At 66.3% G+C, this 24603-nt stretch carries 23 protein-coding genes, 1 tRNA gene and 1 pseudogene; 12 read left to right on the plus strand and 13 right to left on the minus strand.

Going from position 1 to position 24603, the window contains the following annotated elements:
* Window positions 1-26: 26 nt before the first annotated feature.
* The 6 genes from IGS68_RS12645 to ilvD all read right to left on the minus strand — a co-directional run bounded on the left by IGS68_RS12645 (window position 27) and on the right by ilvD (window position 6611).
* Window positions 27-1112 (minus strand): DNA polymerase III subunit delta', encoded by a 1086-nt coding sequence (locus IGS68_RS12645; protein WP_247881301.1) that lies wholly within the window; start codon window positions 1110-1112, stop codon window positions 27-29.
* The gene (gene tmk / locus IGS68_RS12650) at window positions 1109-1738 is read right to left on the minus strand and encodes a dTMP kinase (RefSeq protein WP_201080489.1); all 630 of its coding nucleotides are present in this window, start codon (window positions 1736-1738) and stop codon (window positions 1109-1111) included. The genes IGS68_RS12645 and tmk overlap by 4 nt, the downstream gene beginning before the upstream one ends.
* A gap of 3 nt (window positions 1739-1741) precedes the next feature.
* Window positions 1742-2911 (minus strand): D-alanyl-D-alanine carboxypeptidase family protein, encoded by a 1170-nt coding sequence (locus tag IGS68_RS12655; protein WP_247881302.1) that lies wholly within the window; start codon window positions 2909-2911, stop codon window positions 1742-1744.
* Window positions 2912-2990: 79 nt separating this feature from the next.
* Complete coding sequence (locus IGS68_RS12660; RefSeq protein WP_201080491.1) at window positions 2991-3962, minus strand: septal ring lytic transglycosylase RlpA family protein; 972 nt, start codon at window positions 3960-3962, stop codon at window positions 2991-2993.
* Between the two features lie 80 nt (window positions 3963-4042).
* Window positions 4043-4837, minus strand: a complete 795-nt coding sequence (locus IGS68_RS12665) for a YdcF family protein (RefSeq protein WP_201080493.1) — start codon at window positions 4835-4837, stop codon at window positions 4043-4045.
* 34 nt (window positions 4838-4871) lie between these two features.
* Complete coding sequence (gene ilvD / locus IGS68_RS12670) at window positions 4872-6611, minus strand: dihydroxy-acid dehydratase (RefSeq protein ID WP_201080495.1); 1740 nt, start codon at window positions 6609-6611, stop codon at window positions 4872-4874.
* A gap of 967 nt (window positions 6612-7578) precedes the next feature.
* Here ilvD and IGS68_RS12675 point away from each other — a divergent pair.
* Window positions 7579-8136, plus strand: coding sequence for a hypothetical protein (locus tag IGS68_RS12675; RefSeq protein WP_201080497.1), 558 nt, complete (start codon window positions 7579-7581; stop codon window positions 8134-8136).
* A 51-nt stretch (window positions 8137-8187) separates the two neighbouring features.
* On the opposite strand, the pseudogene IGS68_RS12680 reads toward IGS68_RS12675, so the two are convergent.
* From IGS68_RS12680 to IGS68_RS12705, 6 genes and pseudogenes are all read right to left on the minus strand, one after another.
* A pseudogene (locus IGS68_RS12680) lies at window positions 8188-9036 on the minus strand (IS5 family transposase).
* A gap of 523 nt (window positions 9037-9559) precedes the next feature.
* A complete protein-coding gene (locus IGS68_RS12685; protein ID WP_201081290.1) occupies window positions 9560-12220 on the minus strand; it encodes a valine--tRNA ligase in 2661 nt (886 codons plus the stop codon).
* A 134-nt stretch (window positions 12221-12354) separates the two neighbouring features.
* Entirely contained in the window at window positions 12355-13014 is a 660-nt protein-coding gene (locus tag IGS68_RS12690; protein ID WP_201080499.1) for a DUF2497 domain-containing protein, read from the minus strand.
* Between the two features lie 99 nt (window positions 13015-13113).
* Entirely contained in the window at window positions 13114-14496 is a 1383-nt protein-coding gene (locus IGS68_RS12695) for a TolC family outer membrane protein (protein WP_201080501.1), read from the minus strand.
* On the minus strand, window positions 14496-14828 hold the full coding sequence (locus IGS68_RS12700; protein ID WP_201080503.1) for a rhodanese-like domain-containing protein: 333 nt from the start codon (window positions 14826-14828) through the stop codon (window positions 14496-14498). The genes IGS68_RS12695 and IGS68_RS12700 overlap by 1 nt, the downstream gene beginning before the upstream one ends.
* A 60-nt stretch (window positions 14829-14888) precedes the next feature.
* Window positions 14889-15545, minus strand: coding sequence for a protein-L-isoaspartate O-methyltransferase family protein (locus IGS68_RS12705; RefSeq protein ID WP_201080505.1), 657 nt, complete (start codon window positions 15543-15545; stop codon window positions 14889-14891).
* Window positions 15546-15805: 260 nt separating this feature from the next.
* Here IGS68_RS12705 and IGS68_RS12710 point away from each other — a divergent pair.
* From IGS68_RS12710 to IGS68_RS12755, 10 genes are all read left to right on the plus strand, one after another.
* Window positions 15806-15879, plus strand: a tRNA-Cys gene (locus tag IGS68_RS12710).
* 478 nt (window positions 15880-16357) lie between these two features.
* The gene (locus IGS68_RS12715; RefSeq protein ID WP_201080507.1) at window positions 16358-16558 is read left to right on the plus strand and encodes a hypothetical protein; all 201 of its coding nucleotides are present in this window, start codon (window positions 16358-16360) and stop codon (window positions 16556-16558) included.
* 196 nt (window positions 16559-16754) lie between these two features.
* Window positions 16755-17807 carry a S1C family serine protease gene (locus tag IGS68_RS12720; RefSeq protein WP_201080509.1) on the plus strand — a complete coding sequence of 351 codons (1053 nt, stop codon included), beginning with the start codon at window positions 16755-16757 and terminating at the stop codon, window positions 17805-17807.
* A gap of 218 nt (window positions 17808-18025) precedes the next feature.
* Window positions 18026-18523: a helix-turn-helix domain-containing protein gene (locus IGS68_RS12725; RefSeq protein WP_201080511.1), complete on the plus strand. Its 498-nt coding sequence runs from the start codon at window positions 18026-18028 to the stop codon at window positions 18521-18523.
* 130 nt (window positions 18524-18653) lie between these two features.
* Window positions 18654-19259, plus strand: coding sequence for an NUDIX domain-containing protein (locus tag IGS68_RS12730; protein ID WP_201080513.1), 606 nt, complete (start codon window positions 18654-18656; stop codon window positions 19257-19259).
* 94 nt (window positions 19260-19353) lie between these two features.
* Window positions 19354-20358, plus strand: coding sequence for a cysteine synthase A (locus tag IGS68_RS12735; RefSeq protein WP_201080515.1), 1005 nt, complete (start codon window positions 19354-19356; stop codon window positions 20356-20358).
* Window positions 20359-20372: 14 nt separating this feature from the next.
* Window positions 20373-21077 (plus strand): alanyl-tRNA editing protein, encoded by a 705-nt coding sequence (locus IGS68_RS12740; RefSeq protein WP_201080517.1) that lies wholly within the window; start codon window positions 20373-20375, stop codon window positions 21075-21077.
* 39 nt (window positions 21078-21116) lie between these two features.
* A complete protein-coding gene (gene sseA / locus IGS68_RS12745; RefSeq protein WP_201080518.1) occupies window positions 21117-21989 on the plus strand; it encodes a 3-mercaptopyruvate sulfurtransferase in 873 nt (290 codons plus the stop codon).
* A 19-nt stretch (window positions 21990-22008) separates the two neighbouring features.
* On the plus strand, window positions 22009-22623 hold the full coding sequence (locus tag IGS68_RS12750; protein ID WP_201080520.1) for a GNAT family N-acetyltransferase: 615 nt from the start codon (window positions 22009-22011) through the stop codon (window positions 22621-22623).
* 70 nt (window positions 22624-22693) lie between these two features.
* Window positions 22694-22879 carry a hypothetical protein gene (locus IGS68_RS12755; protein ID WP_201080522.1) on the plus strand — a complete coding sequence of 62 codons (186 nt, stop codon included), beginning with the start codon at window positions 22694-22696 and terminating at the stop codon, window positions 22877-22879.
* 135 nt (window positions 22880-23014) lie between these two features.
* On the opposite strand, the gene IGS68_RS12760 is transcribed toward IGS68_RS12755, so the two are convergent.
* Entirely contained in the window at window positions 23015-23335 is a 321-nt protein-coding gene (locus IGS68_RS12760; protein WP_201080524.1) for a cupin domain-containing protein, read from the minus strand.
* Window positions 23336-23565: 230 nt separating this feature from the next.
* Between IGS68_RS12760 and IGS68_RS12765 the strand changes: the two genes are divergently transcribed.
* Window positions 23566-24312, plus strand: a complete 747-nt coding sequence (locus IGS68_RS12765) for a class I SAM-dependent methyltransferase (RefSeq protein WP_247881370.1) — start codon at window positions 23566-23568, stop codon at window positions 24310-24312.
* Window positions 24313-24603: the final 291 nt, after the last annotated feature.

The raw sequence follows: 24603 nt of genomic DNA on the forward strand, positions 1-24603 counted from the left end.
TTGAATTCCGGTGCCGCCCTGCATCGTCAGGCCGAAGCGGCGGCCTCCACCGTCAGCAAGGCGTTCAGGACGACCTGTTTGCGATCGAGATTGGCGCTCTCGGCCCGTGCGAAAAGGCGGTTGACCTTTTCCCATACCTCCACCCACCGATCAAGGCCGCGATCCCGCGCGAGGCGCTGCATCAGGGCTGCCTCTCCGGGGACCACCTCGGGCGGGATCGCGCCGCGGGCAAGCGAACGGGCGAAGCGGGCGAGCCACCAGACCAGCAGGTCGGTCACGGCATAATAGGCGGTATCCGCCCCCTTGCGCGCCAGCTTGTCCCCCAGCCCGTGGGCCGCGACCACGTCGAGCCGCGGCAGCGTGCCCAGCAGGCCCATCAGGTCGCGATACAGCGCCAGCCCTCCCGCCTCCGCGAGATCGAGCGCCCGGCCGATGCTGCCTTCTGCCAGCCGGGCCAGCGCCGCCCGGTCGGCGTCGGCGAGATCCGGCCGCATCCGGGCCAGCAGGCCCGCGACGACCTCCTCGGGCAGCGGATTCAGCAGAAGCTTCCGGCACCGCGACCGGATGGTCGGGAGCAGGCCGCCGGGATTCTCCGTCACCACCAGCAGCACGGTCCGGGCCGGCGGCTCCTCCAGGATCTTCAGGATCGCGTTCTGACCGTTCATGTTCAGCCGTTCCGCCCCGTCCAGCACGACCACCCGCCATCCGCCTTCCGCGGCGGTCAGGCGCAGGAACGGCGCTATGCGGCGGACCTGGTCGACCGGGATATCCATCTTCAGCCGGCCCTTCTTGTCGTCGAAGGGCCGTTCGATGGTCAGCAGGTCGGCATGCCCCCCGGACGCGACGCGCGTGAAAATCGGGTGTTCGGGACCGATCCGCAGGCTGGTCGCGGGCGGCGGATCGCCGAACAGCCCGCCCGCTTCCTCGCCCTGGGACAGCAGGAACCGGGCGAACCGGAACGCCAGGGTCGCCTTGCCGATGCCCGGCACGCCGCCGATCAGCCAAGCATGCGGCATCCGGCCCGAGTTCCAGGCGTCGAGCAGGATCCGCTCCGCCTGGTCATGGGCCAGAAGCTCCGGATTATGGCGAGGGTGCGGGATCTCGGTGCTCACGACGGGCACCGCTGCGTGACGGCGTCCAGGACGGCGGCATGCACCTGCTCGACCGTCCCGCAAGCATCGATCACGACGCAACGGCCGGGTTCGCGGGATGCTATGTCCAGGAAACCCTCGCGGAGCCGCTCGTGGAAGCCCAGGTCCATGCGCTCGTAGCGGTCCTCGCCGTCCCGCCGGGAGTGCGCGCGCGCGACCCCGGTGCCTGGCGGGATGTCGAGGATCAGCGTCAGGTCGGGAGCGAAATCGCCGACGGTCACGCCATAAAGCCGCTCGATCGGTTCCCGCCCCAGCCCGTGGCCATAGCCCTGATAGGCCATGGTGCTATCGGCGAAGCGGTCGGAAACGACCCAGCGGCCGGCGTCCAGCGCCGGCCAGACCGTCCGCGTCAGGTGGTCACGGCGCGCGGCGAAGTGGAGCAGGGCTTCGGTCACCCCGTCCCATCGGCCCGGCTCTCCGGAGACCAGCAGCTTGCGGATCTCCTCGGCCCCCGTGGCGCCGCCGGGCTCGCGGGTCGGCAGGACATCCCTGCCCTGCCCCGCCAGCGCCGCCGCCAGCAGCTTGAGCTGGGTACTCTTGCCGGCGCCCTCGCCGCCTTCGAACGTGATGAATCGGCCGCGCGTCACCGGTCAGCTGCCTCCGCCCGAAATCAGGTGCATCGCCGCGGCGCCGATGCGGCCGACGAACCCGAGCCGATCGACGCTCTGGCCCGCCACCAGCGGCACTTCCTTCCTGCTGAAGCCCGGCGCCTCCATGACCACCTTGCCCAGCGGCGTGCCCTGGGCGACCGGCGCCGGCACCGGCTCCTCCAGCACGACCGAGACCTTGAGGTTGCGGCGCTCGTCCCGGTTCATGGTGACCCGCAGGTCCTCCTCGACCACCAGCGGGACGGTGTCGGCATCGCCCAGCCAGACGGCGGCCTGATCGACCGGCTCGCCCTTCTTGAACAGGGCGTAGGACTCGAATTCCCGGAACCCCCATTCCAGCAGGCGGGCCGACTCGTCCGCACGGGCCTGCATGCTGGGCAGCCCGTTGACCACCAGCACGAGCCGCCGGCCGTTGCGTTCCGCCGACGCCGTCAGGCCGTAGCCCGCAGTCTCGGTATGGCCGGTCTTCAGCCCGTCCACGTCCATGTTGCGGTACAACAGTGGGTTGCGGTTGCCCTGCTTGATGCCGTGATAGGTGAACTCGGTCTGCGAGTAGTAGTGATAGTATTCCGGGTAGTCCTTGATCAGATGCTGGGCCAGCAGCGCGAGGTCGGAGGCGGTCGAATAATGGTTCTCGTCCGGCCAGCCGGTGGAGTTCCTGAAATTGCTCTCGTTCAGGCCGATCTCCCGGGCGCGCCGCGTCATTTCCTCCGCGAATCGCTCCTCCGAGCCGGACAGCCCTTCCGCCAGGACTACCGAGGCATCGTTGCCGGACTGGATGATCACGCCCTTGATGAGGTCCTCGACCCGGATCTGCGCGTTCAGCTCGGTGAACATCTTCGAGCCCTGCATGCGCCAAGCCCGCTCGCTGACCGGAAGCGTGTCGTCCAGCGACAGGCGCCCCGACCTGAGCCGATCGAAGACCATGTACATGGTCATGATCTTGCTCATCGACGATGTCGGCATGCGCTGGTGGGCGTTCTTCTCGAACAGGGTTGTCCCCGTCGACATGTCGATCAGGATCGCCTGCTTCGCGATGGTGTCGATCGACGCAGCCGACGAGACGCTCGCGATGCAGGAAACGATGATCCCTGCGATCCAGGCGATCGGTTTGCGCGGATGGGCGACGGACATCTCTCTTGCTACCCTCATTTTACAAATACCTGCGCGGCATGGATACCAGCCGCGCGCTGCCGGGGGTGGATCCTCGCGGAAGCCCCCCTCACCGCCTCTAGTCGACGACGACCCGTGCGCCGTTGCTGCCGGCCTCGATCACCTGCCCCAGCACCTGGTCCGCCGCCTCGACGGTCGGGAGCGGACCGACACGAACCCGGAAATACTGGGTGTCGCCGACCATCGCCGGGTCGATCCGGGAAGCCCCCAGGCCCGACAACCGCGCCCGCAGCCTGTTGGCGTTTTCATACACCGTGAAGGCCCCGGCCTGCACGTAGATCCTGCCCTTCGAGTGCACCGGAAGCTCGGCTACGACCGGAGCCGGCATGAACCTGCCGTCCACCGTGGCACCCGGAAGCGTCTGCGCCGGATCGAACGGCCGCCGCTCCGCGATCTGGATCGGGGCCTGCGCTCCTTCGACCTGAACGACCGCCCGCGGTGCCGCGACCGGTACGGGAGCTCCGTCCGGGGACACCTGCGCGATGTCGACGCCCGCCTGCCCTGCCCGCGCGGCGGCGGCGACCGCCCTGCTCTCGTCGGGCAGGATCGATACACGAACCTTCGCGCTGCCCTGCGCCTCGAATCCGAGCAGCTGGGCGCCTCGCCGCGACAGGTCGACGATGCGGCCCGGCACGAAGGGACCCCGGTCATTGATGCGGACGATGATGGACCGGCCGTTCTCCAGGTTCGTCACCCGCACGAGGCTCGGCATCGGCAACGTCTTGTGCGCGCCGGTCAGCTCGTTCTGGTCGAACCGCTCGCCGTTCGCCGTGGTCTCGGCATGGAAGCCCGGACCGTACCACGACGCGATCCCGGTCTCGTCGTAGCCGAAATCTTCCTTGGGGTAGTACCAGACCCCCTTGATCTGGTATGGCTCCCCGACCTTGTAGCCGCCCATCGCCGACCGCGTGCCGCCCTGGCCGGCCACTTTGGACGGCGTCGTCTGGGTCGAGCATGCCGACAGGGCGATGATGGCGGTGACCACCAGAAGAGCATTCACCGAATTGCTGGCCACAGCTTTCCCGGCCATCCTGACTTCCTCGATAGGTGGGGCGAACCTACCCCATCTAAGGCAAAGCTCCAACAAAAATGGTTAATCGATTCGAGTAATCAGGTGGGTCCGGGAAACAGGCTGTCGGTCCTTCCCATGATCCTGTAGGCGACCAGCCCGATCCATTCGCGCATGGCTTCGTTCAGCGCATCCAGGCCGGCCAGGAGGTCCGGTGCCCACATCAGCGCGCCGGCGCTGCGGTAATCGACCGGGTAGGCCAGGACCGGCCAGCCCGCCTTGCGGAAGATGCCGACCGACCGCGGCATGTGGGCGGCGGACGTGATGATGAGCCAGGTCCCGCCGGAAGCGGGGCCCAGCAGCGCCTTGGTGAAGACCGCGTTCTCGAAGGTGTTGCGCGACTCGCGTTCGAACAGGATCCGGGAAATGTCGAAGCCCAGCCCGTCCAGCACCTCGGCGATCACGTCGGTTTCCCGCAGGTCGCCGGCGAAGACGAAGCCGGAGCCGCCGGTGAAGACCAGCCGGGCGTCGGGGTAGCGGCGGGCGAGCTTGACGAACTCGGTGATCCGCTCGGCGGCACCGTTCAGGACCGGCTGTCCCCGGTCGGCGGTCATCTCGGTATGGACGGAACCCCCGAGCAGGATGATTCCGTCCACCGCCTCCGGCAGGGCCGGTTGCGGGAACCGCTCCTCCAGGGGCCGGAGGGTCAGCTGCCCGATCGGCAGCAGCGTGATGAGGACCACGGCGAAGATGCCCGCGGTCGTCAGCCACCACCCCGCCCTCTTCAGCCCGGACCGGCCGCCCGCCTGGAAAAGCTGCCCGAGGACCAGCATCATCGCCAGGACGTTGCCGGGCTTTACGAGCGCCCAGCCCAGCTTCGACAGGACGAAGGACATGGGTCGAAGCCGATCCGGAATCCCTGCAGTGCCGTCAGATGTCGGCGTAGCAATGGGTCTCGGCCGCACCGCCCGGATGCGTGACCGCACCCTTCTCGGCGTCGCCGACGAGCTGCGCATACTTCCACAGCGTACCGGACTGGAAGTCGTGGCGACGCGGAGTCCATGCCTTGCGACGCTCCGCCATCTCCTCGTCCGACAGCTCGACCGTGATGGTTCCGGCCTCGGCGTCGATCGAGACGATGTCGCCGTTGTTCAGCAGGCCGATCGGGCCGCCGACCGCCGCCTCCGGCCCGACATGGCCGATGCAGAAGCCTCGCGTGGCGCCGGAGAATCGGCCGTCGGTGATCAGGGCCACCTTGTCGCCCATGCCCTGGCCGTAGATGGCCGAGGTGGTCGACAGCATCTCGCGCATGCCGGGTCCGCCGCGCGGTCCCTCGTAGCGGATGACGATGACCTCGCCCTCCTGGTACTCGCGGCGCTCGACGGCGGCGAAGGCGTCCTCCTCGCAGTCGAACACGCGGGCCGGGCCGCTGAACTGGAGCTTCTTCATGCCGGCCACCTTCACGATCGCACCGCCGGGCGCCAGATTGCCGCGCAGGCCCACGACGCCGCCGGTCGGGGTGATCGGATCGCTGGTCGGACGGATGACGTCCTGGTCGGTCGGGAACACCACGTCGGCGAGGTTCTCGGCGATCGTCTTGCCGGTCACCGTCATGCAGTCGCCGTGCAGGTATCCGCCGTCGAGCAGTGCCTTCATCAGTACCGGCACGCCGCCGATCTCGAACAGGTCCTTGGCGACGTACCGCCCGCCCGGCTTCAGGTCGGCGATGTAGGGGGTGCGCTTGAACACCTCGGCGACGTCTTGCAGGTCGAACTCGATGCCGCACTCGTGCGCGATGGCCGGCAGGTGCAGGCCGGCATTGGTCGATCCGCCCGAGGCGGCAACGACGACGCAGGCGTTCTCCAGCGCCTTGCGGGTCACGATGTCCCGCGGGCGGATGTTGCGCTTGATCAGCTCCATGACGGCGCGCCCCGACGCCTCGGCATAGGCGTCGCGGCTTTCGTAGGGCGCCGGGGCGCCGGCCGAACCCGGGATCGCCAGGCCCATCGCCTCGGACACGCAGGCCATCGTGTTGGCGGTGAACTGGCCGCCGCAGGAACCCGCCGACGGGCAGGCGACGCATTCCAGTTCGTGCAGGTCGCTGTCGCTCATCCGGCCGGCGGAATGAGCGCCGACCGCTTCGAACACGTCCTGCACGGTGACGTCCTTGCCCTTGTACTTGCCCGGCAGGATCGAGCCGCCATACATGAAGACGCTGGGCACGTTCAGGCGCACCATGGCCATCATCATGCCGGGCAGCGACTTGTCGCAGCCGGCCAGCCCGACCAGGCCGTCGTAGCAGTGGCCGCGCATGGTCACCTCGACGGAATCCGCGATGACCTCGCGGCTGACCAGCGACGACTTCATGCCGGCATGGCCCATCGCGATGCCGTCGGTGACGGTGATGGTGGTGAATTCGCGCGGGGTGCCCGCCCCCGCCTTGACGCCGATCTTGACCGCCTGGGCCTGCCGGTTCAGCGCGATGTTGCAGGGAGCCGCCTCGTTCCAGCAGGTCGCGACGCCGATGAAGGGCTGCGCGATCTCCTCCTCCGTCATCCCCATGGCGTAGTAATAGGAGCGATGCGGCGCCCGCTCCGGCCCGACGGACACATGCCGGCTCGGCAGGTTCGATTTGTCCCAGGTGGTGGGTTTGTTGTCGCCGTAGGGCATGACCGATTACCTCTTGTTGCCATTTGGCCCGCGGAGGGCTGCTCTTATTGCGCCGGAACATAGCGCCGCGAGTCGGCAAAGCCTAGCGGTTCTGCACAGTAATTCAATGAGCCGGCGCGCTCCGCCCGTCTGCGCCGACGGGAACCGCTGGGCAGAACCCCTGAGATGCGCCTGGGATGCAAAGAACCAGAATGGTCGACCTTCAGCACGCCGTCTTTCGCGGAGTCTTGCCTTCCCGGACCATCCTGTCCCGTTCCCACAGCACGGATCCGCTGTGGAACTGGGAGTTGCTCAAGCCATGAAGACGTGAGCACGGGATGACGAGCCCCTCCTTATAGTTTTAATTTTATAGACTCCCACCTTTTGAAGACGTATAATCCAAACACTCGGTCTAAAAATCACATCAGATATCGAAATGTTCAATTCCAAATCGTTTGCTGTGCTGCTTGTTTGTGTTGCTGCGGCGGGGGTGAGCTCTTGTTCATCTTCGGGTATGGACAGCATGCAAAACCAAGTGGCTATGCAACATGTGAACATTCAGGACCTTCACAGGCAATTGAACCAGCTTCGGCTGGAACAGGCTCAAACGCAGACTAGCCTTGCGAGCCAACTGCGAGAGCTGAAGCTTCAACAAGAACAGCAATAGGAGAACCTACACGACAGAACCAATCAAAACACTCAACTAGGTGACGAAAATCTACAGTTTATCTTGGACCGCATTGAGAGCATAAACAGTCTGGTCCAGCAAAATGCCCAAGTAAATGACGAGAAGCTACGGTACATGTCGGAGCGTATTCAGAGCATAAACAATCTCGTCCAGCAGAACAATGATCATCAACAGCTCGTCAACTGAACGCTCAATTCATGGATTGATAACCTCTATAATTCTTTAGCCAATGCAGGGTGTACGATTGATAAAAACGGGAACGGTACGGTCTGCGCTTTTCATTGACGACTGAAAGATGAGGTGGCGGAGATGATAAACAGAAGAGAATTACTGAAGGGTTTGGCCATTTCAGGTGTGCCAATGTCGGTATCCTCGATTGCGCTGCTTTCCGCCTGCAATCCACAGGTTGCGATTGGCGCGGCTATTCCGGTTGCCACCAAGATTGCTTACGATGTCTTGGTTCAAGCCGCAGGCATCTATGTTAAGGAGAAGGTCCAGAAATTCATGCATCACTTCGATGAACAGGTGACCAAGTATCCCGACTTGCCGCCCTGGATCCAGACGCATCTGTCCAACACAGTCAATCTCACGATCGAGAACAAACGTCCGGATGAGTTCCGCGGGGAATTGATCGTCGAGATCAAGGATGGAAGCGATCGCGTCATCGCCGCCCGGACCTACCATACAGTCGTGGTTCCATCGAACCGCACATTCTCGAATCGCCTAGTCTTCAGTGACCTGCCATCATCCGGGCCCGGTTCGACCAATCTGATCCTGAAGCAGGGAGGGAGAGAAGTTGCGCACGCAACGACGGGGAACAACCGTATGAATATCGTAGACACCCGGATTCTTGTCTAAAGCCGGGCGAGCCGCCAGTGGCAAGACATGCTTGAAGTCTGTCCGGTATGATTATTGCTGGAACTGAAGCCGAGCGATGGGATGCATCATGGCCAGTCGGAGGAATGCGAGTGCCGATCTGGCCGGGTTCTCGACATGCCTGGACAGCCGCCGGCATCGGCCGATCCATGACTGCGTTCGTTCAACGATGCATCGCTTGAGTAAGACGACGAACCCTTTGGCGGTGTCGGAGCGCTTGACGATTTCCAGGTCCCAGGCGCCGATCCGGGCGACAGCGGCGGCCGTCGCCGCGCCCTGGTAGCCACCGTCGGCAAAGATCCTCTCGACGAAGGGAAAGAGGCGGCGGGCGTCGGCCAGAACCGGGAGCGCCCCGTCGCGGTCTTGGACATCGGCGGGATGGATCCGATCGGCCAGCAACATGCCCAAGGTGTCAACCACGACATGGCGCTTGATGCCCTTGACCTTCTTGCCCGCATCTTAGCCGATTGGATCAAATTCAGCCCCGCCGCGTTCCGAGCTCTTGACGCTTTGGCTGTCGATGAGGGCGGCGGTGGGGCCTTGACCGCGTTGCGGTCAAGCTATTCCCGCGAGTTCCCGGACCTGGACGAACAGGTTGAAGTGGGTCCGCTCCAGCGTGCCGTCCCATGGCCACAGCTTGAAATATTCATGCACCGTGCTGCGCGGTGGGAAATCCTTGGGCAGCGCACGCCACTGGCAGTCCGTGGACAGCACGTAGAAGATGGCGTTCACGACTTCCCGGACGCTGACCCCGCGGTGACGACCTTGACGCTTCTCCGGCGGGATCAGCGGTTCGATCAGCGTCCATTCGGCATCCGTCATGTCGCTCAGATACCACAGTCGCTTCCTGTCATAATGCTTGCGATTATCCTTGGTCCACACAACCGCTCCCGATCTTGCTACCCAGCAAGAGAATCATAAACGATTCCAGTGATTAACCTTTTTCCGGACAGATACTTAGAATAAAGTGAAATGTAAATAAACTCCCTAAGTTTGGGGCACAAGAACCGACAGCTTCGACCTGTTCGGAAATTATCAGACGCCCCAACTTCGAAAAAACCACCTACCGGTAAATATTCCTATTCTCTAAGAACTTCGATTGAAGAAGACATTTCAACAAGGGCGAGCGATGTATACATCTACCTGAGGGCATGAGAACGCAGCGGCGCCAGCTTTCCCAGCGTGGAAAAGACATCCGATTTATGGTCCTGTTTTGTTCTAGATGAAATGTTAGGCGTCAGGCAAGGCGGTCGCACAACGGACTTCATCGGCTCTGGCGGCCGATGAAGTCCGTACCGGTGCGCAGAGATTTCGGAACAGGAGCGGATGGGCGGCGGCCCGATCAGCTATCTGTCGCTTGCCAGGATGGAAGCCGTATGTCAGCGGCTTCAATCCCATGGATGCGCTACTCCGCCGAAGTCAGCCGGGCAAGCGCCTCGGCCAGTTTCTGCTTCGCCGACTCCGCCGCGGCACGCCGGTCCCGCTGCTCCTCGATCACTTCCTCGGGCGCGCGGGAGACGAAGTTGGCGTTGTTCAGCTTCTGGTCGATCTTCGCGACCTCGCCGGAGAGCTTGTCGATCTCCTTCGTCAGGCGGGCCTTCTCCTGGTCGATGTCGATCACGCCGGCCAGGGGCAGAACCACCGTGGCTTCGTCCAGCACCGCCTGGACGGCACCCTTGGGCGCCGGATCGCCGGTCGTCTCGGCGGAGGACAGCCGGGCCATGCGCAGGATGATGTCGCGGTGGGTATCCAGCCGCCGGACCGTCTCCGCCGAGGCATCCTTGAGCAGCAGGGGGATCTGGGCGCCCGCCGGCACGTTCATCTCGTTCCTGACGGTCCGGATCGCCGAAACCAGGCGGACCACCCAGTCCATCTCGGCCTGGGCGGCAGCATTCTCCATCTCCGGGCCGAACTCCGGCCAGGCGGCCCGGATCAGGCCGGACGCCCGGTCGGAGCCGATCTGCTCCCAGAGCTCCTCCGTGATGAAGGGCATGAAGGGATGCAGCAGGTGAAGGATCTCGTCGAGCACCCAGGCGGTCGTCGCCCGCGTCTCGGCCTTGGCCGCCGCGTCGTCGCCGTTGAGGATCGGCTTGGTGAACTCCAGGTACCAGTCGCAGAAGGTGCCCCAGGTGAACTGGTACAGCGCGTTGGCCGCGTCGTTGAAGCGATAGGCCTCGATCGCCTCCGCCGCACGGGCGGACGTCTTCGCCACCTCGCCGACGATCCAGCGGTTCACCGTCTGGCCGGCGGAGCCGGGATCGAAGCCCGGCTGCGGCAGGCACTCGTTCATCTGGCAATAGCGCGCGGCGTTCCACAGCTTGGTCGCGAAGTTGCGGTACCCCTCCACCCGGCCCACCGCCAGCTTGATGTCGCGCCCCTGGGCCGCCATGGCCGCCAGCGTGAAGCGCAGGGCGTCGCAGCCGTATTCGTCGATCAAGTTCAGCGGGTCGATGACGTTACCCTTGGACTTAGACATCTTCTGCCCGCGCTCGTCGCGCACCAGGGCGTGGATGTAGACGTGGCGGAACGGCACGTCCCCCATGAAATGGAGCCCCATCATCATCATCCGGGCGACCCAGAAGAAGATGATGTCGAACCCGGTGACCAGCACGTCGCCCGGGTAGTAACGTTCCAGTTCCTTGGTCTGATTTGGCCAACCCAAGGTCGAGAACGGCCACAGCGCCGACGAGAACCAGGTGTCCAGCACGTCCGGGTCGCGCGTCAGCTCGGTCTCCGCGCCGTAGTGGGCCGCTGCCGCCGCCCTGGCCGCCTCCTCGGTCTCCTCGACGAAGACGGCCCCGTCCGGGCCGTACCAGGCAGGGATCTGATGGCCCCACCAGATCTGGCGGCTGATGCACCAGGGCTGGATGTTGCGCATCCATTCGAAATAGGTGTTCTCCCACTGCTTGGGAACGAACACCGTCCTGCCCTCCTCGACCGCCTTGATCGCGGGCTGGGCCAGGGTGACCGCGTCGCAGTACCACTGGTCGGTCAGCCACGGCTCGATCACCATGCCGGACCGGTCGCCGTGGGGCAGCATGTGGGTGTGCGGCTCGATCTTCTCGACGAGGCCCTGCTCTTCCAGGTCGGCGACGATCCGCTTGCGCGCCTCGTACCGGTCCAGGCCGCGATAGGCTTCGGGGATGATCGCGTCGTCGATGATCCGGGCGTCCCGGTCCAAGACGTTGATCATCTCCAGGCCGTGGCGCCGGCCGACCTCGAAGTCGTTGAAGTCGTGCGCGGGCGTGATCTTGACGGCGCCGCTGCCGGTCTCCGGGTCGGCATACTCGTCGCCGACGATCCTGATGCGCCGCCCGACCAGCGGCAGCACCGCGAAGCCGCCGATCAGGTCGCGGTAGCGCTCGTCCTCGGGATGCACCGCGATGGCGGTGTCGCCCAGCATGGTTTCCGGCCGGGTGGTCGCGACGGTGATGAAGCGGTCGGGCTGGTTCTCGAGCGGGTACTTGAAATGCCAGAGGTGCCCCTTGACCTCGCGCGACTCAACTTCCAGGTCGGAGATCGCGGTGTGCAGCTTCGGGTCCCAGTTGACCAGCCGCTTGTCCCGGTAGATGAGCTTCTGCCTGTGCAGCGTGACGAACACCTTGGCGACCGCCTCCGACAGGCCCTCGTCCATGGTGAAGCGCTCCCGCTCCCAGTCGGGCGAGGCGCCCAGCCGGCGGAGCTGGCGCGTGATCGTGCCGCCCGATTCGGCCTTCCACTGCCAGACCTTGTCGATGAAGGCGGCACGGCCCAGGTCGTGACGGGTCTTGCCCTCCGCGGCCAGATTCCGCTCGACCACCATCTGGGTCGCGATGCCGGCATGGTCGGTGCCCGGCTGCCACAGGGCGTCGTCGCCGCGCATGCGGTGATACCGGATCAGGATGTCCTGGAGGGTGAAGGTGAGCGCGTGCCCCATGTGCAAGCTGCCGGTCACGTTCGGCGGCGGCATCATGATCGTATAGGGCCGGGCGTTCGACTCGGCATGGGCGGCGAAGGCGCCCGACGTCTCCCACGCCTCGTAATGCTTCGCTTCGACGTCGGCGGGGCGATAGGTCTTGTCCAGCATCGCTGAATCTTTCAACTCTTCGGGTCCGGGGATCTGGGCGTCCTGGACCGCGGAAATGGATTTGGCGGACCCTGCCTTCAGCACGGCCCGCCCCGATCAGTTCTACCGCCCAAGGCTTTCGGCTGGATCGCTCGTCAGCCGCCCTGGGCGCGGCGTACCATCTTCTCGATCTCGCGCTGGACCATCCGCTCGACCATCGGCGGCAGGTTCTGGTCCAGCCAGTCGCGCAGCAGCGGACGCATGACGTCCTTCAGGATGTCCTCGACCGTCGGACCGCCGCCATAGGCCTGCATGCCGCCGGAGAAGCGGTTGCCGCCGATGCTGCTGGCGAGCTGGGCGAAGGCGGCGCTGGTCGCGGCCGCCGTCGGCGCCGACACCAGATCGTCGTCGTCATAGCTGGAAACCGGCTGGCGGCGCGGCGCCGGCTTGTCGAACAGGTCGTCCAGCGTGTCGAGGGACAGCGGCGGCTCGGGCTCTTCCGGTTCGGGCTCCGGTTCCGGATCCATCGCCCGTGCCCAGGGATCGTCCTGCGGGTCCTCGACGTCGACGACGGAACCGTCGTCCTGCACCATCTGGGTGAGTTCCAGCACATCCTCGTCCATCGGCTCCTCGGGAGGAGGCGGCGGAGGCGGAGCGACATAGGCCGAGACGGGAGCCGGCGCGGGAGCGGGAGGCGGCGGGGCCGGTTCAGGCTTGCTCGGCTCCGCGGGCTCGGTGTCTTCGGATATGATTCGTCGGATGGAGGCTAGGATTTCCTCCATCGATGGTTCTTGCTGGGACTTGGTATCACTCATCAGCGCAACCCCAGGAGCCTGATCCGGAACCCGGAGCCTATGTCACGACAGGTTAAATTACCACCAAGTCGTTCAACCGGTCTGGCGAGAGCCGAAAGGTCACTCATCGATGTCGGTTCCCCACCATTTGTCGCGAACCTGCTTGTAGTGCTTCTCGTGGTCGTAGTAGTTGACCTGGAGCCCGAGCTGCCGGGCGGTGAGCTGCCCGGTGGATTCCAGCACGGCGAAGGCGGCCACGGTCTCGTCGCGCTGCGCCCGCACCAGCTCGACGCGCGCGTCCAGCAGCTCCTGCTCGGAGTCCAGCGTGTCCAGGGTCGTGCGCGATCCGACCAGGGCTTCCTGGCGCACGCCTTCCAGGGCGATCTCGGACGCCCGGACCTGGGATTGGCGCGACTGGATCGTGGCGCGGGCGGTGGTCAGCCCCTCCCAGGCACGGATGGCGTTCTCCACCACCTGGCGGCGCGCCTCCTCGATCTGGATGCGCCGCTGGCTGGCGGTCTGGCGGGCCTCGCGGACCCGCGCCGCGGTCGAGCCGGCCTGGTACAGCGGGATCGTGACGGAGGCGGTGACGGAGGCGCCGTCGGACCGGTCGGCCTGGCTGCTCGGCTCGTAGACGCGCGACACGGTGCCGCGCAGGTTGGCCGATGGCAGCATCTCGCCCCGGACCTGGTCCACGGCGTTCCGGGCCGCCGTCTCCGAGTATTCCGCCGCGACGATCCCGGGATTGTTGCTCTCGGCCAGCGAGATCGTCTCCTCGCGGGTCGCCGGCAGGTCGAAGCGGAGGCGCGGCGCCGTCAGCCGGCCGGGAGGCGCTCCGATCAGGCGGGCATAGACGGCGCGGCTGGCGCTCAGCAGCCCCTCCGCCTGGATGCGGTCGGAGACCGCGCGGGCCAGCCGCGACTCCGCCTGGCTGACGTCGGTCCGGGTGATCTCGCCGACATTGAACCTGTCCTGCGACGCGTCGAGCTGCCGCCGCAGCACCTGCTCGTTGTTGATGTTCAGGTCCACCACGGCTTGGTCGCGCACCACGTCGAGGTAGGCGGTGGCGGCGTCGAGCAGGACCGACTGCTCGGTGGACAGCAGGTCCGCCCGTTGGGCCTGGACCAGCGCTTCGGCGCGCTTGGTGCTCGCCGCCGTCCTGCCGCCGGTATAGAGCGGCTGCACGACGCTGAGGTCCACGCCGCGCTGCTGAAGGTTGCTGTCGCGGGTGGTGCCGGCCGCGCGGAGTCGCTGGCGGCTGTAGCCGGCGTCCGCGTTGGCTTCCACCGACGGCCGGTATCCCGAAAGCGCCTGCGGCACCAGTTCGTCGGTCGCGCGCAGCTGGGCACGCTGCGAGTCGATCGTCGGATTGGTCGCATAGGCGTTCGCCAGCGCTTCCTCGAGGCTCTGTGCCGAGGCCGGTTGGCTCGCCACCAGGGCCAGCAGCACTCCGCCCAGGGAAGCACCGAGGGCGGTGCCGGCCCGCCGTGAAATCCGTCTCATCAATACACCTTCATCGTCGGATCGATTCGGCGAGCCCAGGCATCCACGCCGCCCATCAGGTTGGTCGCCTTGTCGAATCCGTTGTGACGCAGCCAGGCGGTCGCCTGGGCGCTCCGCCCGCCGTGATGGCACACGAGAACCACCTGACGATCCTTCGGCAGCTCTCCGGCCCGCCGGGCCAGCGTGCCCAGGGGGATGCTGGTGCTCCCCTCGATCGCGCAGAGTTCGAACTCCCACGGTTCCCGCACGTCCACCAGGGCAAGGTCCGCGCCCGACTGGCGCAGACGCTGAAGAGCATCGACATCTATCTGCAGCGGCACTGTGTCGGTCATCACTCGCTCCTGGTCACTTGATGCCCCGGGTCCGCATCCGCCGGACTTCGCGGCAGGTCGTCAGAACTGGAAGACCGGCTTGGGCTCGAAGCCCGGAAGCAGGGGCGTGGCGGCATCGAACAGGATGCGGCCGGTCTCGACCTCGCCGGTGCGCTGGAACAGTCGGGCCTGCCCCATCCGCGCGTCCGGCGCCACCACGGTCACCAGCCGGCCGCCGTCGGCCAGCTGCTCCAGGATCGCCTTCGGCACCTCGGACACGGCGCCGTGGATCAGGATCGCGTCGTAGGGCGCCTGCTTGGCGTAGCCTTCGGTCAGCGGCCCCTGGACCAGGACGACGTTGTCGACGCCCAGCTCGCGCAGCGTCTCCTCGGCGCGCGCCGCCAGCTCGGCGTTTTCCTCGAGCGCCACCACGGTCGCCGCCATGCGCGACAGGAGGGCGCTGGCGTATCCGGTGCCGCAGCCGATGTCGAGCACGATGTCCGTCGGCTTGATCCGCGCTTCCTGCAGGAGGCGGGCGATCACCATGGGCTCGATCAGGTACCGGCCCTTGGCGACCGGAATGTCCTCGTCCACATAGGCGAAGCCGCGCGACGCCTTGGGCACGAACAGCTCGCGGGGAATGTTCGACATCGCGTCGACCAGCGCGCGGTCGGTTACTTTGTTGGGGCGGACCTGCCCTTCGACCATGTTGTAGCGGGCTGCGGAATAATCGGGCATGGCAACCGTTTTCTGATCTTGTTTCATCCGGCGCGCCGGTCTTCCGCGGCGGAGCGGCGCTGTATCGCCTTATATCCGTCAATGCGTTCGAACACAACGGAGAGCCATCGAAGCGTCCGACGACGCAGGCGGCCTGTCGCATGTATGCCTCATCGGCGGGCGCACAGGCACGCCGACCGCCGCTTGACCGGCGGTTCCGGGCCGGCTATATCAGAACACCTCTCCGGAGCCGGCGCGATCAAGGGCCGGCCCCGGCACCTGGCGCGGTGGCAGAGTGGTGATGCAGCGGACTGCAAATCCGTATATCCGGGTTCGATTCCCGGCCGTGCCTCCATCCCCTCAAGATTTCAGATGCATGGCCCAAGTCGAGGCGGCGCGGCCGTAGCCACGGCCGGCGGCTGAGCTTGCGTCCTGGCGCCCGGCCTTCGCCTTCTTCACCGGAGAAGCAAGCCCTCCCCCGCCCTCCCCTCCCCTCCCCCGCTGAAAAACCATATACCCAATTCGATTTTACTTTGTTTTCAACAAAGACGAAATTCTTCGAAGCGCCGGTCTTTGTTTACCCGACTATGGAATGGGTCGATATTGCTGACGCATTTTTACTACACCTGCCAAACTATTCAGGCGGACCTCTTTGAAGGACTGGCAGAGGCCCGCAGGATTCGTGCATCATATTTTTCGAAAGCGAATTAATGGCCTGGAGCGACGGCCCGGTGTGGTCCGGCGCTCCGGCCGGAGAGCGGGTCGGCCCGAGCGGAGCCCTGGAGGATCGGGGGATTTGAGGCAGGCCTGCCAGTCAGTACGAGGAGCGGACCATGCATATCGCGGCAGGACAGACAGCATCGTTCACCCGCAACTACGCCGTGGCGGCTTTGGCCGGATTGGCGCTGACCGTCGCGGTGGCCGGCGGGATCGCCTTCACGGCGTGGCAGGGCCCGTCCGACCTCCTGGCCGTTCCGGGCGCTTCGCTGCCGGAGAACACCCGGCCGATGATCCTGGTGCCCTTGCCGCGCTGAGCCGCGGGCCCTTCATCCCCTTCGCACCTCTCCTTCGCTGGCGCGACTGAAGCGGGGGCAGGCGATACCGCGCTGCCTGCCCCCGCCATTTTTTTGTCCGGCCGCTCCCCCGGGCAGGCGCTTGATGAAGCCTCCTTTCCCGCACATGTGAATGGAAAGCCGCGCGGCGACCGCGCGGATGCGAGGGAGGCTTGCGATGCTTTCGCCTATCCGGCTGCTGGACCGACCGCTGGCCCGCCTGGGCCGGCTTGGACTGATCGCCGCGCTGGCCGCGGTCCCGTGGGCAGTCCCCCGGGTCGCGGGGCCGGTTCCCGCCGCCGCCCAGCAGGTCGAGGCCCCCGACGTGGCCGCGATGATGCAGTCGGTCGTCGGGATCAAGGCGACGGTCCCATCCGACGCCCGCTCCGCCGACAGCCTCGGCACGGAACGGCTGGGCAGCGGCATCGTGATCGACGGCAGCGGCCTCATCGTCACCATCGGCTACCTGATCATGGAAGCCAGCGCCGTCGAGGTCCGGACCGCGGAAGGCAAGGTCCACCCGGCGGAGATCGTGGCCTATGACCATGTCAGCGGCTTCGGCCTGCTCAGGGGGCAGTACGGGTTCCGTGCCGCGCCGATGCGGCTCGGCCGCTCCGGGGAGGCCAAGGTCGGCGACCCGATGCTGGCCCTCGCCCATGGCGGCCCCGACGCGGTCCACGCGACGCTGGTCGTCAGCAAGCGGGAATTCGCCGGATACTGGGAATACCTGCTGGACGAGGCGATCTTCACCTCGCCGGCCATCGCCGAGTTCGGGGGAGCGGCGCTGGTCTCCCCCCGGGGCGAGCTGATGGGCGTCGGCTCCCTGTTCGTGCATGACGCGGCGCCGCCGCTGGCCGCTCCCGGCAACATGTTCATCCCGGTCGACGTGCTCCGCCCCATCCTCGGCGACCTGCTGGCGCTCGGCCGCTCCGCCGAGTCGCCGCGCCCCTGGCTCGGCGTCACCACCCAGCAGGCCGGAGACCGGCTCGTGATCCAGCGCGTCACGCCCGGCAGCCCTGCGGCGGCGGCCGGCCTGCGGCCGGACGACGCGATCGTCGCCGTCGGCGGCCAGCCGGTCAGCCGGCTTGCGGATCTCTATCGGAAGATCTGGGCTTTGGGCGAAGCCGGCGTCAGCGTCCCGCTCGGTATCCAGCGGGCGGGCCGGGTCGAGACGGTGTCGGTCCGGTCGATCGACCGTCTCCGCCATCTCCGGCTCAACCCTACGTTCTGAGACCCTGTCATCATATCTTCTCGTATAGGCGGCGTTATCCGGAAGGATCTATCGCCTTCTAGTGGTATTTATATTTATTTGGATATAGCATGCCCCGGCTGGCGCGGCGGTGCCTCCTTGGGGGAGGCGATCCGCCCGCGCTTGCTTTGTCGGATCGTCCGAGGCGCGGATGTTTTCACGCCTGGCATCCGATATGCAGCCGCAGACGGGCGTGGAGAATGATGCGCAAGCCGAAGAATGTCGCCAACGAGATCGACGCGCACGTGGGCGCCAGGCTCCGCCTGCGCCGATTGCTGTTGGGAATCAGCCAGGAAAAGCTGGGGGACGCCCTCGGGCTGACCTTCCAGCAGATCCAGAAGTACGAGCGGGGCGCCAACCGGGTCGGCGCCAGCCGGCTCTACGACATGTCCAGGGTCCTGGACGTTCCGGTGGCCTACTTCTTCGACGACATGCCGGACGAGACCGCGGCCGTGATGTCGACGCGACTTTCCGGCGGCTCCCGCGCGCTCGGCGAATCGCCCCTGGGCTCCGACATACTGCTCAGCCGCGAGACCACGGAACTCGTGCGGGCCTATTACAGCATCACGGACGTGGACGTGCGCCGGCGGGCGCTCGACTTCCTGCGCACCGTGAGCGAGAGCGCCGTGATCAACCGGGGCCGCCGCGGGCAGGAGGGAGGGGAGGCCAGACCCGAAAGCGTTCCCGAAGAGGTGTAGCGGGCGGGGTGGCGTTCGACGCATCGGGGTTGTCCGGCGGGGTCCTCGCACCCGGCGGCGGCATGGGATAAGAGATTTCCTGTTGCCGCATTTGTCCGTGGCCTTTTTTCCGATGCGATCGAGCGACACCATGAACGACGAGCAGGATATCGAGATCCTCGCCAAGGAAACCCTGCATGACGGCTTCTTCCGGATGGACCGCTACCGGCTCCGCCACCGGAAGTTCGACGGAACCTGGACCGAGGAGCTCTCGCGGGAGATCTTCGAGCGAGGCAACTCGGTCGCGGCCCTGCTCTACGACCCGAAGGCCGATGCCGTCGTGATGGTGGAGCAGTTCCGCCTGCCGGCGCGCCTGGCCGGGCGATCCGCCTGGAGCTTCGAAGTCCCCGCGGGAGTGGTCAAGCCAGGCGAGGAGCTTGCCGACGTCGCCCGGCGCGAGGCGTTCGAGGAAACCGGCTGCCGGATCGACGGCGAGCTCGCGCGGATCGGCGAGTTCATGGCCAGCATCGGCGGCAGCACGGAGGTCGTGACGGTTTTCCTGGGCCTTGTGGACGCCTCCGGTGCCGGCGGACTCCACGGTCTGCCCGACGAGCACGAGGACATCCGCGTCCATGTCGTCCCTTCCGCCGAGGCGATCCGGCGGGTCGACGACGGCAGGATCGACAATGCCGCAAGCATCATCGCCCTGAACTGGCTGGCCAGGCACCGCGACGCCCTGAGGAGCGAGAGGGCCTGAGGCTGGAGCGGGCCTGAGCCCGCCCGCTTGATCCGGTGACGGGCGAAAGCTAGTCTGTCAGCCATCCGACAGGCCAGAGGGAAGAGCGCTCACCGTGGACGTACGCGAAGGATTCATCGGAAGCATCGGCGATACGCCCCTGATCCGGCTGGAAGGCCCCTCCAAGGCCACCGGCTGCGACATCCTGGGCAAGGCCGAGTTCCTCAATCCCGGCGGCTCCGTCAAGGACCGCGCCGCCATCGCGATCGTCCGGGACGCGGAGCGCCGGGGCGCCCTCAAGCCCGGCGGGGTCATCGTCGAGGGCACCGCCGGCAATACCGGGATCGGGCTGGCCCTGGTCGGCAACGCCCTGGGTTACCGCACCGTCATCGTCATGCCGGAAACCCAGAGCCAGGAGAAGAAGGACATGCTTCGCCTGGTCGGCGCCGACCTGAGGCTCGTCCCGGCCCTGCCCTACAAGGACCCCGGCAACTATGTCCGCTACTCCGAGACGCTGGCGAACGAGCTGGCCGCGTCCGAGCCGAACGGCGCGATCTGGGCCAACCAGTTCGACAACGTCGCCAACCGCGAGGGCCACAGGGCGACCACCGGCCAGGAGATCTGGCGCCAGACCGACGGCCGGGTGGACGCCTTCACCTGCGCGGTCGGCACCGGCGGCACCCTGGCGGGGGTCGGCATGGCGCTGAAGGAGAAGAACCCGGACGTCCGCATCGTGCTGGCCGATCCCATGGGCTCCGCGCTCTACGGCCACTACGCCCACGGCGAGCTGAAGGCCGAGGGGAACTCGATCACGGAGGGGATCGGCCAGGGCCGCATCACCCGCAATCTGGAAGGCGCGCCGATCGACGGCTGGCACCGCGTGACCGACGAGGAAGCCCTGCCCCTGCTGTTCGAGCTGCTGAAGGACGAGGGCCTGTGCCTCGGCGGCTCCAGCGGGATCAACGTCGCCGCTGCCATGAAGGTCGCGCGGGACCTGGGGCCGGGCCATACCGTCGTGACGATCCTGTGCGACTTCGGGACGCGCTACCAGTCCAAGCTGTTCAATCCCGCCTTTCTCCGGCAGAAGAACCTGCCTGTGCCGGCCTGGCTGGACGATTGAGGACTCAGCAGCGCATGGAAACGATCTTCCGCCACGACTCCTACGCGGCCCGCTGCGACGCCACCGTCGTGTCGTGCGACGCCCGCGGCGTCGTCCTGGACCGGACCGTCTGCTATCCGACCGGCGGCGGCCAGCCCGGCGACACCGGCGTGCTCCGCCATGACGGGGCCGAGCTCCGGATCGCCGACACGATCAAGGGCGACGGCCCCGATACGGTGATCCACGTGCTCGAGCCGGGTGCCGCGGCACCGGAGCCGGGCGCTCCGGTCGTGGTCGAGCTCGACTGGAACCGCCGATTCGCCCATATGCGGATGCACACCTGCCTGCACCTGCTGTGCGCGGTGGTGCCGGGAGCCGTGACCGGCGGCCAGATCGGGGCGGACAGGAGCCGGCTGGACTTCAACGTCCCGTCCGGCAGCCTGGACAAGGACGAACTGACGGCGGCGCTGAACCGGCTGGTCGACGGCGACCATGCCGTCCGGTATCGCTGGATCGACGATGCCGAGCTGGAGGCGAACCCCGACCTGGTCCGCACCATGTCGGTCAAGCCGCCGACCGGCACCGGCAAGGTCCGGCTGGTCGAGATCGACGGCGTGGACCTTCAGCCCTGCGGCGGCACCCATGTCGCCCGCACCGGCGAGATCGGCCGGGTCGAGGTCGTCAAGATCGAGAACAAGGGCAAACAGAACCGGCGCGTGGTCGTCGCGCTCGCAACATGACGGCCGGCTGAAGCCGCACCGATCTTTCGAGGGGAAACGATGCCTTATTCCAAGCCCGACGCGCTGGTCAGCACCGACTGGCTCGCCCAGCATCTGAGCGCTCCCGATGTCCGGGTGGTCGATGCGACCTACTTCCTGCCGGGTGCCGACCGCGACGCCCGCGCCGAATACAACGAGCGCCACATCCCGGAAGCGGTCTTCTTCGACATCGACGAGATCGCCGACACCTCCGGCGATCTGCCGCACATGCTGCCGGCGCCGGAGAAGTTCACCTCGCGGGTCCGCAAGCTCGGCCTGGGCGACGGCGTCCGCATCGTCGTCTACGACACCCACGGTCTGATGAGCGCCGCGCGCGTCTGGTGGATGTTCCGCGTGTTCGGCCACCGCGACGTGGCGGTGCTGGACGGCGGCCTGCCGAAATGGATCGCCGAGGGGCGGCCCCTGGAGGATCTCCCGCCGATGCCGCGCGAGCGCCATTTCACCGCCCGCCTCAACACCTTCCTGGTCCGCGACGCCGGGCAGATCCTGGACACGGTCGGCAACGGCCGGGAACAGATCGTGGACGCACGGGCCGCCGGCCGGTTCACCGGGGCCGAGCCCGATTTCTGGCCGGGCCGCAGGGCCGGGCACATCCCGGGCAGCCTCAACCTGCCGTTCGCCGACCTGCTGAACGCCGGGGACCGCACCTTCAAGCCGGCGGAAGAGCTCCGGTCGCTCGTCGATAAGGCCGGGATCGACATGAAGCGCCCGGTGGTCACCAGCTGCGGCAGCGGCATCACCGCCTGCGTCGCGGCTCTGGGGCTCTATCTCCTGGGCAAGGAGGACGTCGCCGTCTACGACGGCTCCTGGGCGGAATGGGGCCGGCGCGAGGACCTGCCGGTAGAGACCGGGCCTTCGAAGGCAAGTTCCTGATAGCGGTGAAGGAGGCCTGATGCCGACCCCACCCGATCTTCGCGTCGTGCCGGGTCTGCCTCCGGGCAAGCTCCGTGTGGTCATTACCTTCCTGGAGATGACCAGCCCGCCCAACGCGCCGAAGCTTCGCCCGCCGGTCGAGAAGCTGGCGCTGCTTCGGGCCGAGCGGCCGACGGTCTCCTTCTATCGGTATCTCTACAACACGGTCGGGGAGCCCTGGCTCTGGGTCGACCGGCGCAAGCTGGACGACGACGCGCTGTCCGCGGTCATCCATGATCCCAAGGTCGAGATCACGGTGCTGTATGTCGGCGGCGTTCCGGCCGGCTTCGCGGAACTGGACCGGCGCGGCAGGGACGGCATCGTGGATCTGCGGTATTTCGGCATGATCCCGGAATTCGTGGGCATGAGGCTCGGCCCCTTCCTGCTGGGTTGCGCGATCGACGCGGCCTGGACGGGAGGGGCGCGGAAGCTGACCGTCAATACCTGCACGCTGGACCACCCCAAGGCCCTGCGCCTATACCAGCGCGCCGGGTTCGTGCCGGTCCGCCAGGAAGTCCGCATCGCCGACGACCCCCGCGTGACAGGCCTGATCCGACTTGACGCGGCACCTCAACACCCGATCGTAACTGCTTGAATTCCCAAGTACTGACCCTTATGGTCCCGTCCGGATACGAGCACCCCAGACAGCAACGGACGAAACAGTCATGCGCGCCTTCGAAGGCCAACACTCGGACAACGTCGCCATCAAGCGCAGCCGCGACCAGAAAGTCGTGCTGCTGAAGCAGCTCCGCGAGCAGTTCGCCGCCCTCAAGCCCACCGTCGCGCCCGGCATCCGCACCGCGATGGCGAAACGGATCTCCGACCTGGAAAAGGAAGTCGGCGGACGGTGACGGCCGCAGCACGACGGCTTCGATCGCCCACAGCGTGGCCGGAGCCTTGACGCAAGGTGCCGGCCTTGGCCCTGCCGGGCGAGGCCGGCCTGCACTCCGCTCCACGGGGCATGTCAGAACCGTCGTGCAACGCCGCTAGCCGGCATGGAACACGGCCAGCCACACGGTGGGCTGGTCGGGATCCGTCCAGGCGACGCGATGACGCCGGCGGGGCGGAATGTTGACGTGATCGCCAGGTCCCAGCGGCCTGGTTTCCGCCTCGCCCTCGATCTCCAGGATGGCGGATCCGGTGAGCACAAGCACCCATTCGGCCTCTTCCTGATCATACCAGAAGCCCGGCGGTGACGCCTGTCCGTGGGATACGATGCGCTCGATCCGCACGGACCGCGCCGACAGCAAAGCAGTGGAAATCTCTTCAGTTTTCGCGTCAGGAATTTCTTTCAACACGTTGATCATGAACGAAATTATCCTTCCGATAGCTCGAACGATTGCTGCGTTGCACCATTAGGGTCATACCCAATTGCTTCGTCACCGCCCCGGCATTCGTGAAGACTTTATGTCACAAGTGGTTTTATCGTCGGACGGATCGCTTACGTTCGTACGATCATGGACCAGGCGTGCAGCCCAGGAATAGGATGTCGTGTATGGATCAGGCGTTGACGGCGACCCGGATGCGAAACTTGACCGTGGAAAAGGCGTCCCGCTGGATCAAGGAATGGGACCGGCAGCAGGAAGGCTATGTCGGTCACCGGGAGATCCGGTTCGAGATCATCGCGGACGCCCTGACCGCCGCCGGCCTCGTCGCCCCCGTCATCCTGGACCTCGGATGCGGTCCGGGCAGCCTGGGCGACCGCCTCGCGGAACGCTTGCCCGGCGCGGAGGTCGTCGGCCTCGACTATGATCCCGTCCTCCTCACCCTCGCCCGCGCCGTCCACACCGAAAGCCCCGACCGGAGCTGGATCGAACTGGACATGCGCCGGCAGGATTGGGTCGACTATTTGGAGGGCCGGCAGTTCGACGCCGTCGTCAGCACCACCGCCCTGCACTGGCTGGGCGCTCCGAACCTGATGCGCGTCTACCAGGATCTCACGCAGGTGCTGGCGCCCGGCGGCGTCTTCGTCAACGGCGACATCTGCTCCTACGATCAGACCCAACCGACCCTCAGGCGCATGACGGCGGCGTCGATCAAGGCGAACCGGGCGGCGGCGAAGGCGGATGGAGCCCACGACTGGGTCGGCTGGTGGGAAGCCGTCGCGGCCGAGCCCGCGCTGCAGGCTGCCGTGGCCGAACGCCACCGCCGATTCTCCAATCTTCCGCGCAAGCAGGAGATGACCATGGAGTTCCATCTGGCCGCCCTGCGCCAGGTCGGGTTCCGCGAAGTCGGCTGCGTCTGGCGTCATCTCGGCGACTATCTGGCTCTGGCACTGCTGTAGCCGGGCTTTCCTGACTCCCCGGCTAAAAATCCGGATCTGTAACAAAAATACTCTTGCATCTGCGCACAGAAAGAGTATCTCAACGGTCGTTGACGCACCCGCACGTGCCGCTGGCCCTTTGAGGTTATGTAACGACGTACCGCGTCCTTTTTGGCAGAATCGGTCATCCGTGGGCCGATCCCGAGAGGGAGGTAAGTATGTTAGATTTCGGCCAGAAGGCTTTAGTACCGTAAGGTAGCGGGCAAATCCGCCGGCGCTGAGAAAATCCGCACACCGCATGTTCGAGCGGTG

The sequence above is a fragment of the Skermanella sp. TT6 genome (genome assembly GCF_016653635.2).
Classification (GTDB): Bacteria; Pseudomonadota; Alphaproteobacteria; order Azospirillales; family Azospirillaceae; genus Skermanella; species Skermanella cutis.